Annotated in this window: 12 protein-coding genes and 1 rRNA gene; 11 read left to right on the top strand and 2 right to left on the bottom strand. The window is 69.5% G+C overall.

Annotation, left to right across the window (positions count from 1 at the left end; genetic code table 11):
• The first annotated feature begins 28 nt into the window (after positions 1-28).
• Positions 29-145, top strand: a 5S ribosomal RNA gene (gene rrf / locus JOE67_RS03975).
• 339 nt (positions 146-484) lie between these two features.
• On the opposite strand, the gene JOE67_RS03970 is transcribed toward rrf, so the two are convergent.
• A complete protein-coding gene (locus JOE67_RS03970) occupies positions 485-1,273 on the bottom strand; it encodes an IclR family transcriptional regulator (protein ID WP_338041487.1) in 789 nt (262 codons plus the stop codon).
• 51 nt (positions 1,274-1,324) lie between these two features.
• On the opposite strand from JOE67_RS03970, the gene hutH reads away from it, so the two are divergent.
• The 5 genes from hutH (at position 1,325) to JOE67_RS03945 (ending at position 7,338) form a co-directional block, all read left to right on the top strand.
• On the top strand, positions 1,325-2,866 hold the full coding sequence (gene hutH / locus JOE67_RS03965) for a histidine ammonia-lyase (protein ID WP_204974252.1): 1,542 nt from the start codon (positions 1,325-1,327) through the stop codon (positions 2,864-2,866).
• On the top strand, positions 2,859-4,538 hold the full coding sequence (gene hutU / locus JOE67_RS03960; RefSeq protein ID WP_204974251.1) for a urocanate hydratase: 1,680 nt from the start codon (positions 2,859-2,861) through the stop codon (positions 4,536-4,538). The genes hutH and hutU overlap by 8 nt, the downstream gene beginning before the upstream one ends.
• Positions 4,535-5,701 carry an imidazolonepropionase gene (gene hutI, locus JOE67_RS03955; RefSeq protein ID WP_204974250.1) on the top strand — a complete coding sequence of 389 codons (1,167 nt, stop codon included), beginning with the start codon at positions 4,535-4,537 and terminating at the stop codon, positions 5,699-5,701. The genes hutU and hutI overlap by 4 nt, the downstream gene beginning before the upstream one ends.
• Positions 5,702-5,728: 27 nt before the next feature.
• A complete protein-coding gene (locus tag JOE67_RS03950) occupies positions 5,729-6,628 on the top strand; it encodes an arginase family protein (RefSeq protein ID WP_204974249.1) in 900 nt (299 codons plus the stop codon).
• A gap of 65 nt (positions 6,629-6,693) precedes the next feature.
• A complete protein-coding gene (locus JOE67_RS03945; RefSeq protein WP_204974248.1) occupies positions 6,694-7,338 on the top strand; it encodes an NAD(P)H-binding protein in 645 nt (214 codons plus the stop codon).
• Between the two features lie 40 nt (positions 7,339-7,378).
• Here the strand turns inward: JOE67_RS03945 and JOE67_RS03940 are convergent, their stop codons facing one another.
• Positions 7,379-8,662, bottom strand: a complete 1,284-nt coding sequence (locus JOE67_RS03940; protein WP_204974247.1) for a DUF445 domain-containing protein — start codon at positions 8,660-8,662, stop codon at positions 7,379-7,381.
• Positions 8,663-8,696: 34 nt separating this feature from the next.
• On the opposite strand from JOE67_RS03940, the gene JOE67_RS03935 reads away from it, so the two are divergent.
• From JOE67_RS03935 to JOE67_RS03915, 5 genes are all read left to right on the top strand, one after another.
• The gene (locus JOE67_RS03935) at positions 8,697-8,969 is read left to right on the top strand and encodes a metal-sensing transcriptional repressor (protein ID WP_204974246.1); all 273 of its coding nucleotides are present in this window, start codon (positions 8,697-8,699) and stop codon (positions 8,967-8,969) included.
• A 133-nt stretch (positions 8,970-9,102) separates the two neighbouring features.
• Positions 9,103-10,272, top strand: coding sequence for an ABC transporter ATP-binding protein (locus JOE67_RS03930; RefSeq protein WP_204974245.1), 1,170 nt, complete (start codon positions 9,103-9,105; stop codon positions 10,270-10,272).
• Between the two features lie 44 nt (positions 10,273-10,316).
• Entirely contained in the window at positions 10,317-11,495 is a 1,179-nt protein-coding gene (locus JOE67_RS03925) for an extracellular solute-binding protein (protein ID WP_204974244.1), read from the top strand.
• Positions 11,488-12,372: an ABC transporter permease subunit gene (locus JOE67_RS03920; protein WP_204974243.1), complete on the top strand. Its 885-nt coding sequence runs from the start codon at positions 11,488-11,490 to the stop codon at positions 12,370-12,372. The genes JOE67_RS03925 and JOE67_RS03920 overlap by 8 nt, the downstream gene beginning before the upstream one ends.
• Positions 12,369-13,232: an ABC transporter permease gene (locus JOE67_RS03915; protein ID WP_204974242.1), complete on the top strand. Its 864-nt coding sequence runs from the start codon at positions 12,369-12,371 to the stop codon at positions 13,230-13,232. The genes JOE67_RS03920 and JOE67_RS03915 overlap by 4 nt, the downstream gene beginning before the upstream one ends.
• Position 13,233: the final 1 nt, after the last annotated feature.

Genomic DNA, 13,233 nt, shown 5'->3' with positions numbered 1-13,233 from the left:
GTGTGCGTTGCCGAAACGTCAATAGTGTTACGGCGGCCATAGCGTGAGGGAAACGCCCGGTCACATTCCGAACCCGGAAGCTAAGCCTCACAGCGCCGATGGTACTGCAGGGGGGACCCTGTGGGAGAGTAGGACACCGCCGGACTTCTTCTGTGAAAGAGCCACCCATTGTTGGGTGGCTCTTTTGCGTTAAGGCCGCATGATTTGACTTCCCTGCAGTCCGGGCTATGGTCAGAGGTCAACCGAACCCGCCAGCCGAAGAGGGGAAGCGAGTCCTATGTCTGGAAAGACGCCGCAATCACGAGCAGGGAAGAAGGCACCCCAGCTCTCACTCAAGGAGAAGAGAGCTGAGAAGCGCGCGAAGCGCGAACCAGAAGCCTTCCTCAAGCCTCGAAAGGGTGCAGCGGGCTGATCCCGCAGCCCACAAGGCGTCGTCCGGACCCCGCACAGCGGAAACCGGACGACGCCTTCTGCGTATGACCGGTCAGCGCCTGTCGTAGCCGAGGCGGCTCTGCAGCATCCGGGCGGCGCCCCGCACCTCCTGCGCAGGATCGCTCCCTCGCTCGCCCTCCCACGTCACGGCCACGGCGGCGACCGGCCAGCCGGCATGGTCGTGCACCGCAGCAGCCACCGAACGGAAGCCGGGCGTGACCTCACCGTCCTCGCTCGCGATCCCCGCCTGCCGCACCTCGCGCAGCAGATCTCTCAGCTCGGCGGGGCGAGCAGGCCCCCTCCCCGTGCGATCGGTGAACGATGCCGCATCCGGATAGAGCGCGCGTACCTGCGCCCGGGGGAGCGATGCCAGCATGGCGCGTCCCGTGGCGGTGAGGTGCGCGGGAAGTCGCACGCCGACATCCGTCACCAGCGCCGGGCGGCGCACGGCTCGTTCCTCGACGATGTACAGCACGTCTCGGCCGCTCATCACCGCCAGGTGCGCACTCTCTCCGATGCGGTCAGCGAGGGCGGCGAGCAGCGGTCGCCCGAGGCGGGCCAGCGGCTCCTGGCGGGCATAGCCGCCGGCGAGTTCGAATGCGCTGGTTCCCAGGCCCCAGCGCCGTTCCTGCGGCAGGTGCACGACGAACCCGTGCTCCTCGAGAGTGGCCAGCAGGTGGTAGACGGTCGACCGGGGGATGCCGAGGTCACGTGCGAGCGCCGTCGCGGCGATCGGCGCCGGTCGTCGCGCCAGATGTCGGAGGATCCGCAGCGTCTGGTCGGCTGCGGGCACCTGGGGACGGTTCGACCGGGCATCCGACTCGTCTGGGATCACAGACACAGTCTGTCACTCCGGCCCCCGCAGCGACAGCGCAGGGTGTGGAATCGAGTCATGCCTGAAACTTCCCCCGTGATCATCGGCGCGGCCCCACTGTCGCCGGCCGACGTCGTCGCCGTCGCCCGCCACTTCGCCCCCGTCGAGATCGCCGATTCCGCCCGCGAGCGTGTCGCCGCTGCGCGAACCGTCATCGACGGCATGGCGGCTGACCCGAACCCGCACTACGGGGTCTCGACCGGATTCGGCGCCCTCGCTACGACCTTCATCGCCCCTGAGCGCCGCCGTCAGCTGCAGCTCAGCCTGATCCGATCTCACGCCGCCGGCACGGGAGCCGAGGTCGAGACCGAGGTCGTTCGTGCGCTGCAGCTGCTGCGCCTGCAGACGCTCGCATCCGGCCACACCGGGGTCCGTCCCGTCGTCGTCGACACGTACGCCGCGATGCTGAACGCCGGAGTCACGCCCATCGTGCGCGAGTACGGCTCGCTCGGCTGCTCGGGCGACCTCGCCCCGCTGGCCCACGTCGCGCTCGCGTCGATGGGCGAAGGCGAGGTCCGCAACGCCGACGGCGAGCTGGTCGCCGCCGCCGACGCGCTCTCAGCCGCCGGCATCGAGCCGCTCGTGCTGCTCGAGAAGGAGGGACTCGCCCTCATCAACGGCACCGACGGGATGCTCGGGATGCTGCTGCTCGCCCTGCACGACCTCGAGACGCTCGTCACGACCGCCGACCTCTCGGCCGCGATGTCGATCGAGTCGCAGCTGGGCACCGATGCTGTGTTCGCCGCCGACCTGATGGCGCTTCGACCGCAGGTCGGCCAGGCCACATCGGCCGCGAACCTTCGTGCCTTCCTCGGCGACTCGCCGATGGTGCAGAGCCACAAGGGCCCGGAGGACGGACGGGTGCAGGACGCCTACTCCCTGCGCTGCTCGCCGCAGGTGCACGGCGCCGTGCGCGACACCATGGCCCACGCAGCCACGATCGCCGAGCGCGAGCTGGCGTCGGTGGTCGACAACCCCGTCGTGACCAGCGACGGCCGCATCGAATCCAACGGCAACTTCCATGGCGCGCCCGTCGCCGCGGTGCTGGACTTCCTCGCAATCTCGGTGGCCGACCTGGCATCCGTCTCCGAGCGGCGCACCGACCGCGCCCTCGACCCCGCCCGCAGCCACGGACTGCCGCCCTTCCTCGCGCACGAGGTGGGCGTCGACTCGGGCCTGATGATCGCGCAGTACGCCGCAGCCGGCATCGTCTCCGAGCTGAAGCGTCTCGCCGTGCCGTCGTCCGTCGACTCCATCCCGTCGTCGGCCATGCAGGAAGACCACGTGTCGATGGGCTGGTCCGGCGCCCGCAAGCTGCGACGTGCGATCGACGGCCTCACCCGGGTGCTCGCGATCGAGATCCTCACAGGAGCCCGCGCGCTCGATCTGCGCGCCCCGCTCGAGGCCGGCCCCGCCACCGGCGCGGTGCGCGACCTCGTCCGCACGGTGGCCGCCGGGCCCGGACCCGACCACTTCCTCTCACCCGACATGGAGGCTGTGACCGAGCTCGTACGCTCGGGCGCCGTCCTCCGCACTGCGAAGGAGCACGCGAATGTCTGAACCCACTCTCCATGACCCCACCCGCAGCATCCGCGCTGCGCGCGGCAACCAGCGCACCGCCAAGAGCTGGGGCGCCGAGGCCGCCAAGCGGATGCTGATGAACAACCTCGATGCCGAGGTGGCCGAGCACCCCGAGGACCTCGTCGTCTACGGCGGAACCGGCCGCGCCGCGCGAAGCTGGGAGGCGTACGACGCGATCGTCCGGACCCTCGACGAGCTCGAGCCCGACGAGACGCTGCTCGTGCAGTCCGGGAAGCCGGTCGGCGTGTTCCGCACCCACGAGTGGGCACCCCGCGTGCTCATCGCGAACTCGAACCTCGTCGGCGACTGGGCGAACTGGCCCGAATTCCGCAAGCTCGAGGCCGAGGGCCTGATGATGTACGGCCAGATGACAGCCGGCTCCTGGATCTACATCGGCACCCAGGGCATCCTGCAGGGCACCTACGAGACCTTCGCCGCCGTCGCCCGTTCGCTGGGCAAGGACTCGCTCAAGGGCACCCTCACCCTCACCGGCGGCGCCGGGGGCATGGGCGGCGCACAGCCGCTGGCCGTCACGCTCAATGACGGTGTCGTGCTGATCGTCGACGTCGACGAGTCACGTCTGTCGCGCCGCGTCGAGCACGGCTACCTCGACGAGTACACCACCGACCTCGACGCCGCCGTCGCCCGCGTCATCGCCGCGAAGGAGGCGGGCGAAGCCCTGTCGGTCGGCGTCGTCGGCAATGCGGCCGAGGTGTTCCCCGAGCTCAAGCGTCGTCAGGACGCCGGTGAGCTGACCATCGACGTCGTGACCGATCAGACGAGCGCGCACGACCCGCTCGCCTACCTGCCCATCGGCATCTCGGTCGCGGACTGGAAGGCCGAGGCCGAACGCGACCCCGAGAAGTTCACCCGTCGCTCCCGCGAGTCCATGGCAGCGCACGTCGCCGCCATGGTCGCCTTCCAGGACGCGGGCGCCGCCGTGTTCGACTACGGCAACTCGATCCGCGCCGAGGCCGTGCTGGGCGGGTTCGACCGCGCCTTCGAGTTCCCCGGCTTCGTGCCGGCGTACATCCGCCCGCAGTTCGAAGAGGGACGTGGACCCTTCCGCTGGGCTGCTCTCTCGGGTGACCCGGAGGACATCTACAAGACCGACCGGGCGATCGCCGAGCTCTTCTCTGAAGACAAGGCGCTGCACCGCTGGCTCGACAAGGCCGGCGAGAAGGTGCACTTCGAGGGCCTGCCCGCTCGCATCTGCTGGCTCGGCTACAAGGAACGCCACCTCGCGGGCCTCAAGTTCAACGAGATGGTGGCCTCCGGCGAACTGTCGGCGCCGATCGTGATCGGCCGCGACCACCTCGACTCCGGCTCGGTCGCATCGCCCTACCGCGAGACGGAGGCCATGAAGGACGGCTCGGACGCGATCGCCGACTGGCCGCTGCTGAACGCCCTGCTGAACACGTCGTCTGGTGCGAGCTGGGTCTCGCTGCACCACGGCGGCGGCGTCGGCATCGGCCGTTCGATCCACGCCGGTCAGGTCACCGTCGCTGACGGCTCGGAGCTGGCGGCCGAGAAGCTCGAGCGCGTGCTGACGAACGATCCGGGCACCGGGGTCATGCGTCACGTCGACGCCGGCTACGAGCACGCCCGCGACATCGCTCGCGAGCGCGGACTCAAGGTGCCGATGCTGTGAGCAGCACGCTCATCACGAACATCGGGGAGCTGACGACCAACGTCGGCTCCCCGATGGACCGGTTCGGCACGCTGGCCGATGCAGCCGTCCTCATCGAGGACGGCCTGATCTCGTGGGTCGGCGCGGCGGTCGACGCACCGACCGCCGACGAGACGGTGGATGCCGGCGGACGTGCCGTCATACCCGGCTTCGTCGACAGCCACAGCCACATCGTCTTCGGGGGCGATCGAGCGGCCGAGTTCGAGGCGCGCATGGCGGGGCAGAAGTATGCCGCCGGGGGCATCCGCTCCACCGTGGCCGCGACCCGCGGGGCGACCGACGCCGAGCTGCGCACCCGGGTGCGCGGGTTCCTCGACGAGATGCTCGCTCAGGGCACGACGACCGTCGAGATCAAGAGCGGGTACGGACTCGATGTCGAGACCGAGGCGCGCCTGGTACGTCTCGCCGCAGAGGTGACCGAGGAGGTCACGTATCTCGGTGCGCATGTCGTGCCCGCCGAGTACGCCGACCGCGGCGACGCGTACGTCGACCTCGTGATCGGCGAGATGCTGGATGCCTGCGCACCGCACGCCAAGTGGATCGACGTGTTCTGCGAGACGGGTGCATTCAGCGTGACGCAGTCGCGCCGTGTGCTCGAGGCCGGCATCGCTCGAGGACTGAAGCCGCGGGTGCACGCCAGCCAGCTCGGACCAGGAGAGGGCGTGCAGCTCGCGATCGAGCTCGGCGCCGCATCGGTCGACCACGGCACCTACCTGACCGACGACGACGTGACCGCCCTCGCCGCATCCGACACCGTGCTCACCCTGCTGCCCGGCGTGGAGTTCTCGACCCGCCAGCCGTACCCCGACGCTCGGCGTCTGATCGACGCGGGCGTCACGGTCGCGATCGCCTGCGACACGAACCCCGGGTCGAGCTTCACTTCGTCGATGCCGTTCTGCATCGCCGTCGCGGTGCGCGACATGGGCATGACGCCCGCCGAGGCGGTCTGGGCCGCGACGGCCGGGGGAGCGGCTGCACTGCAGCGCTCGGACATCGGAGTGATCGCACCGGGCGCGCGGGCAGACCTCGTGCTGCTCGACGCTCCGACCAGAGTGCACCTGGCCTACCGGCCCGGTGTGCCGCTGGTGAAGACGGTCTGGAAGGACGGCGTCGCAACCCGCTGACGCGGCGCGACGATTCAGGAGGACGACATGGCACTCTCCCACGACGAGTTCTGGCCGCGCGCCGGGTCCTGGCCTGCGCACGTGGCGGGCGAGAACGCAGACGCCGCGATCCTCGGCATCCCGACGTGGCGCACGTCGCTGTCGCCGACCGGTGCGCACGCGACGCCGGGGGCGATCCGCGATGCACTGCCGCGTTACAGCGCCACGCTCATGGGCCCTCCTGCCGTCGATCTCAACCAGGTGCTGCGCATCGTCGACGCCGGCGACGTGCACGAGCCCGACGGCGACGAGGGCGTGGAGCGCGCCGTCGCGGCGGTGCGTGAACTCGCCGAGCAGACGCGACTCGTGATCGCGCTCGGCGGCGACAACTCGCTCACCTACCCGGCCGCGCGCGGCGCCGGCGCCGACGGGCTCATCACGCTCGACGCGCACTTCGATCTGCGCGACGGCGTCTCGAACGGCACGCCCGTGCGGCGACTCGTGCAGGACGCCCCGGACGGTGAGCGGATCGATCCGTCCCGCATCGTGCAGATCGGCATCGCGGACTTCGCGAACTCGGCAGCCTACGCGCAGCGCGCAGCGGAATGGGGCATCAGGGTCATCACCCTCGACGAGGTGCGCGAGAAGGGCATCGCAGCCGTGGTCGCCGAGGCGCTTGCCGTCGCTGGCGCCGGCTCGCGCATCCACCTCGACATCGATGTCGACGTCGTCGACCGATCGATCGCACCGGGGTGCCCGGCGAGCGTGCCCGGTGGCCTTGCCGCGTGGGAGCTGCGCGCGCTGGTGCGCACGATCGCGGCCGACGAGAAGGTGGTCAGCGCCGATATCGCCGAGGTGGATGCCACAGCGGACGCCGACGACGCGCGCACCGTGCGCCTGGCGGCGCTCTGCGTGCTCGAACTGCTCGCCGGTCTCGCCTCGCGCTGACACCCGCTCTGCACGCCGGATCGCCGGACGGCCCCGCGCTCGCGAAGGGCGCGTAGCGTGGAGGCATGTCCAGAATCGTGATCTTCGGCGGCCACGGCAAGATCGCCCTGCTGCTCGCCCCTCTTCTCTCTGCTCGCGGTGACGAGGTGACCGCCGTGATCCGCAACCCCGACCAGGCCGACGACGTGCGGGCGACGGGCGCACAGCCCGTCGTGTTCGATGTCGAGCATCAGGATCGTGCCGCGATCGCCGAGATGCTCTCCGGCCACGACGCGGTCGTGTGGTCGGCCGGCGCAGGCGGAGGCGATGCAGCGCGAACACGGGCCGTCGATCACGAGGCCGCCGTGCGGTCGATGGACGCGGCGGCGGACGCGGCAGTGCGCCGCTACGTGATGGTGTCGTACTTCGGCGCATCGCCCGACCACGGCATCCCGGCCGATGATCCCTTCCATGCCTACGCAGAGGCGAAGGCGGCAGCCGACGAGCATCTTCGGGCATCCGGACTCGACTGGACGATCCTCGGGCCCAGCCGGCTCACGCTCGGAGAGGCGACCGGGCGCATCGACGTCACCGCTGATGAATCGGGTGAGGTGTCGCGCGCCGACGTCGCCCTCGTCATCGCAGAGACGCTGGTCGCCGACTCGACCATCCGCCGCACCGTCCGCTTCAACTCCGGAGCCACGCCGATCGCCGACGCGCTCAGCGGCTGATCCTGCGCGATCCGGCGAGCTCAGCTCAGGCCGGAGGGAGTCAGGCGAGCCCGACGGGGATGAGGGCGTGGGCGACGGCGTAGATCGCCAGACCGGCGAGGGCGCCGACGACGGTGCCGTTCAGCCGGATGTACTGCAGGTCGCGGCCGACCATGAGCTCGATCTTCTCGGTGGTCTCGGCCGGATCCCACTTCTCGACGGTCTCGGTGATGATCGACGCGATGTCGTGCCGGTAGCGGTCGACGAGGAACACGGCGGCATCGGTCACCCAGCCATCCACGCGGGACTGCAGGGCGGGCTCGGTGGCCAGACGGTCGCCGATCTCGCCCACGGCCTGCGATGCACGCACCCGCAACCCGCTCTGCGGATCCGCGAGAGCCGCGAGCAGGCCGGTCTTCGCCGTGTTCCAGAGCTGGGCCGCGAGCTCGCCGACGCGGGGGCTGTCGAACAGGGCCGCCTTCGCGCCCTCCAGCCGCGCTTGGATCGCGGGATCGTTCTGCAGCCCTTCGGCGAGGCGGGTGAGGTAGCCGTCGATCGCGCGGCGGGCAGGATGCCGTGGGTCGGCGTGCACGGCGCGGACAAACTTCAGCGCCTCGCTGTACGCGGTCTCATCGACGAAGCGGTGCGCGAGGCGCGGCACCCATGACGGGAGGCGCCGAGAGATGAGTCCCTGGAAGGCGACGGCGTTGTTCTCGAGCCACGCGCCGATGCTGTCGACAGCCAGATCGACGGCGCTGCGGTGGGCGTCGGCCTCGACGATCCGCTGCAGCCAGCCGCCGGCCGTCGGCGCCCAGTCGGGCTCGATCAGGTGCTCTCGAGCGAGGTCGGCGATCAGGCCCTGCACATCGTCGTCGCTGAGCGCGTGCAGCACAGCCGTGGCCGCCGTCGACGCCTCGGCCGTCACGCGCTCCGCGTGCGAGGGCACGCGGAGCCATTCGCCGAAGCGCTGCGAGAGCGCTGTGCGCGAGAGCTTGTCGCGCACGACGTCGGCGGCGAGGAAGTTCGTCTCGACGAACTCGCCCAGCGTGCGCCCGATCTCGTCCTTGCGGTTGGGGATGATGGCGGTGTGCGGGATGGGGAGACCGAGCGGGCGACGGAACAGCGCGGTCACCGCGAACCAGTCGGCGAGTGCGCCGACCATGCCGCCCTCGGCGGCGGCGCGGACGTAACCGAGCCACGGATGCCTGGATTCGAGCCAGAACGAGATGACGAAGACGACGGCCATGAAGACGAGCGCGCCGAGGGCCACCGCCTTCATACGGCGCAGACCGCGCAGTCGCTCCTGATCGGCGGGCGAGAGCAGCGCCATCGGTGTTCGCGACATGCCGACATCCTTTCACGGTGACTACGCTTGAGGGGTGATCGACGACATCAAGAAGCGTGCCCTGCACCGCACCAGCATCCTCGAGGGTCAGCTGCGCGGCATCGCGCGGATGATCGAGAGCGAGGAGTACTGCATGGACATCATCACGCAGTCTCGCGCCGTGCAGCGCTCGCTCGAATCGCTGAACCGGCTGCTGCTCGAGAACCACCTGCGCACGCACGTCACCCATATGTTCGAAGAGGGCGGCGACGAGCGCGAGCAGGCTGTGGGCGAGCTGCTCAAGGCTTTCGACTTCGACCGCAAGTAGACCATATCCGCAGGAACGGAACGCCTTGACGACGGATATCGTCGCTGGCTTCGTCACATTCTTCGTTTTTCGCTGTACCTCACCGCGTGACTGTGCTTGACTGACGTCAGTCAGAACTCAACGTGGAGGTTTCATGGCACAGCCCGCACCCGCGGCCCCCACCCCGGCCCCCGTCCCGACCGCCGAACCTGGCACCGGCGGCGTCGACATCGTCTCGGTCACCAAGCACTACGGTGACGCGACCGCCGTCGACGACCTGTCCCTGTCGATCCAGCCGGGGGAGTTCCTGTCGCTGCTCGGGCCCTCAGGCTGCGGCAAGACCACGACGCTGCGCATGATCGCCGGCTTCGAGCACCCCGACAGCGGCGACATCCGCATCTCGGGCCGCAGCGTGCTCGGCCTGCCGCCGCACCGGCGCGAGGTGAACACCGTCTTCCAGGCGTACGCGCTCTTCCCGCACATGACCGTCGCCGAGAACGTCGCGTACGGTCTGCAGCAGCGTCGGGTGCCGAAGGCCGAGCAGCGCGAGCGCGTCATCGCCGCCCTCGACATGGTGCAGCTGCGCCGCTTCGCCGACCGCAAGCCGACCATGCTCTCGGGTGGTCAGCAGCAGCGCATCGCCCTGTCGCGCGCACTGATCAACCGGCCCAGCGTCCTGCTGCTCGACGAGCCGCTCGCCGCGCTCGACCGGCAGCTGCGTGAGGAGATGCAGGTCGAGCTGAAGCTGCTGCAGGCCCGCCTGGGCACGACGTTCGTGTTCGTCACCCACGATCAGGGCGAGGCCCTGTCGATGAGCGACAGGATCGCCGTCATGAGGGCCGGCCGCATCGAGCAGCTCGACGCCCCCGACCGCATCTACGCGGCACCGGCATCCGCGTACGTCGCCTCGTTCATCGGTCAGCAGAACTTCCTCAGCGGCACCGCGCAGGGCGACGCGGTCGACACGAGCGTGGGCCTGATCCACGGTCGGTGGGGAGCGCAGCAGGTCACGGCGGGCGAAGCCGCTGTCGCTGCGATCCGCCCCGAGTTCATCCGCATCGGGCCCGCTGACGCCGAGGGTTTCGGCGTCGACGGGCGTGTGCTCGGCGTCTCGTACCTCGGCGAGACCCTGCAGGTGGTCGTCGGCATCGCCGGTGACCAGACCCTGCTGGTGCGCACCCCAGCGCCCACCGCCCCGCCCGTGGCGGTCGACCAGCGCGTGCGCTGCACCTGGTCACCGTCCGACGTTCGCCTGTTCGCCGCCGAAGGCGCGCCGACGGCCGCCACCCATGTGATCGCGCTACCCGACCGGGCCGCTCGCTGAGCCGCATCCACCACCCGCACCGCACCGCACGAAGGAGTGCTCTCATGAACGACAACAGCATCCGCATCCTCGCCGACAGCAGCATCGCGCCGGTCGTCCGCCACCAGCTCACCCGCCGCGGCTTCATCGGGGTGGTCGCCGCGCTCGGCGCCGCCGGCGTGCTCACCGCCTGCTCGCCCGGTGGCTCGGGCAAGCCCGCCCCCGGCGCCACCGGCGGCGCGATCGAGGACAAGCTGTCGATCTACAGCTGGGGCGAGTACGACGCCCCCGAGGTCATCGAGGCGTTCACGAACGACGAGGGGGCGAAGGTCGTCATGGACACCTTCAACTCCAACGAGGAGATGATCGCCAAGCTCGTCGCGGCAAAGGGCACCAGTGGATACGACCTCGTCGTGCCGACCGGCGTGTTCATCCCGCAGATGATCGAGAACGGCCTCCTCGCGAAGCTCAACCTCGACCTCATCCCCAACATCGAGCACATGGACCCGGCCTTCCTCGGCCGCGAGTGGGATCCGAAGAACGAGTATTCGATCTGCAAGGCGTGGGGCACCACCGGGTTCGTGTACGACAAGACCGTCATCACGCGCGAGCTGAAGACGTGGAACGACTTCATCGACGCGGCCAAGAACGAGGCGTCGGGCAAGACGTCGGTGCTCGACGACCCGGCCCCCCTTGGCGGCATCTACTACTGGGCCAACGGCATCGACTGGAACACCACCGACCCCGAGCATCTCGACGCGTGCGAGAAGTTCCTGGTCGACGAGCTCGCGCCGCACATCTCCGCGTTCGACTCGTACCCGGGCGGTGCGGCGATCCCGCAGGCCTCCCACGTGCTGATGCAGTCGTGGAACGGCGACGCGCGCATCGGCATCCAGGAGTCGCCTGACCCCGACCGCTGGCAGTGGGTGCTCGGCTCGCCCGACACCGAGCTGTGGATGGACAACTGGGCCCTCGTCGAGGGCGCGCCCCACCCGGAGGCCGCGCACGCCTTCCTCAACTACATCCTCACGCCCGAGAACCAGCTCGCGCAGGTCGACTACATCGGCTACGACACGGGTGCGAAGGGCATCCGCGATGCTGCCGAGGAGGCCGGACTCGAGATGCTCGACATGGTTTTCTTCGATGAGGCGCAGGTGAAGACCATGCACGAGGGCAAGGTGACCGAGGCGCAGGAGCGGATCGTCGAGATCTGGAACAAGACCAAGGCCGCCGCCGGTGCGTAGTCCTCGCTTCGGGCTGGCCGTTCCCGCGTGGGTGTGGCTGGCGCTGTTCTTCATCGCGCCCATCGCGATGGTCGTGTGGTTCAGCTTCGGCTACAAGCCGGGCATCTTCGGCACGCACGCCAACGATGTGCTGTCGTTCGACCGCTATGCCGAGGCGATGTCGCCGACGTTCTTCGCGACCTTCCAGAACACGCTCTGGGTCGGCATCCTCGGCACGGTGCTGTGCTTGCTTATCGGCGGACCAGTGGCCTACTGGATGGCGGTGAAGGCGCCGCCGTCGCGCCGCGGCCTGCTCATCGCGCTCGTGATGGTGCCGTTCTGGACGAACTTCCTCGTGCGCACTCTGGGCTGGCAGGTGATCCTCTCGCCAGAGGGGTGGCTGTCGTCGCTGCTGCAGGGGGTGGGCGTCATCGACGGCCCCATCGAGGTGCTGTACACCCGCACGGCGGTGCTGATCGGCGTGGTCTACAACTACCTGCCGCTGATGATCCTGCCGCTGTACGTCGCCTTCGACCGCGTGGGAACCCCGCTTCGCGAGGCCAGCAAGGACCTCGGGGCGGATGGGCTGCGCACCTTCCTGCAGGTGACCGTGCCGCTCGCGCGACCAGGGATCGTCGCCGGCGTGCTGCTGGTCTTCATCCCGCTGATGGGCGATTACATCACCGCCACCGTGCTCGGCGGCGCGCAGGGCAACATGATCGGGCAGCTGGTGGCCAGCCAGTTCGGCACCGCGCAGAACTGGGCGCTCGGCTCGGCCATGGCGGTGCTGCTGATCCTCGTGATCATGCTGACGATCGGGGTCGCCGCCGGCATCCTGTGGCTGATCTCGCTGCCCTTCAGAAACCGCAGCCGACTCGTCCTCGGAGAGGCATCATGAGCGACACCCGCACCCGCCGCCGCGGCCCGGCCGTCGGCGACCGCATCCTCGGCATCTGGTCGATCCTGGTCTACGCGTTCCTCTTCCTGCCGATCATCGTCATCATCATGGCGTCGTTCAACTCCGGCCGGCTGCTCGTCGCGTGGGACGGCTTCAGCTTCGCGCCGTTCGCGGCGCTGGTCGAGAAGCCGGTGATCCGCGACGCGGTGATGGTCTCGCTGCGCACCGGACTGATCGCGGCCCTGTTCGCCGCGGTGCTCGGCACGCTCGCCGGCATCGCGATGGCACGGCGGCCAGGCAAGTGGGTGTGGTGGTTCCTCGGACTTCTGCTGCTCGTCTCGGTGACCCCCGAGATCGTCGACGCCGTCGCGCTGCTGCCGTGGCTCGTCTTCCTCGGGCAGGACCTCGGGCTGTCGATGTTCAACGACGGCACCGTGCGCCTGGTCGTCGGCCACTCGCTCTTCTCGATCGCGATCGTCTCGTACATCGTGCGAGCCCGGCTGGTCGGTCTCGACGCGAAGCTCGAAGAGGCCTCGGCCGATCTCTACGCACCGCCGGTGCGCACCTTCCTCAAGGTGACCCTGCCCCTGGCCATGCCCGCCGTGCTCGCCGGCTTCCTGCTCTCGTTCACGCTCAGCCTCGACAACACGGTCGTCTCGGCGTTCGTGCAGGTGTCGGGTACGACGCCATGGCCGGTGTACGTGCTTAGCTCGCTGCGCAGCGGCCTTCGGCCCGAGATCGCGGCGGTGTCGACGGTGATGCTGCTGCTCACACTCGTCTCGCTGGCGCTCGTCGCGTACGTGCTGAAGCGGGCGGGCGACTCGACCACCGAGATCGCCAGAACGATGGCAGGAGGATGAC

The sequence above is a fragment of the Microbacterium esteraromaticum genome, assembly GCF_016907315.1.
GTDB classification, from domain to species: domain Bacteria; phylum Actinomycetota; class Actinomycetes; order Actinomycetales; family Microbacteriaceae; genus Microbacterium; species Microbacterium esteraromaticum.
Note: the sequence above shows the minus strand (reverse complement) of the source record. Positions and strands in the feature narration are given on the sequence as shown.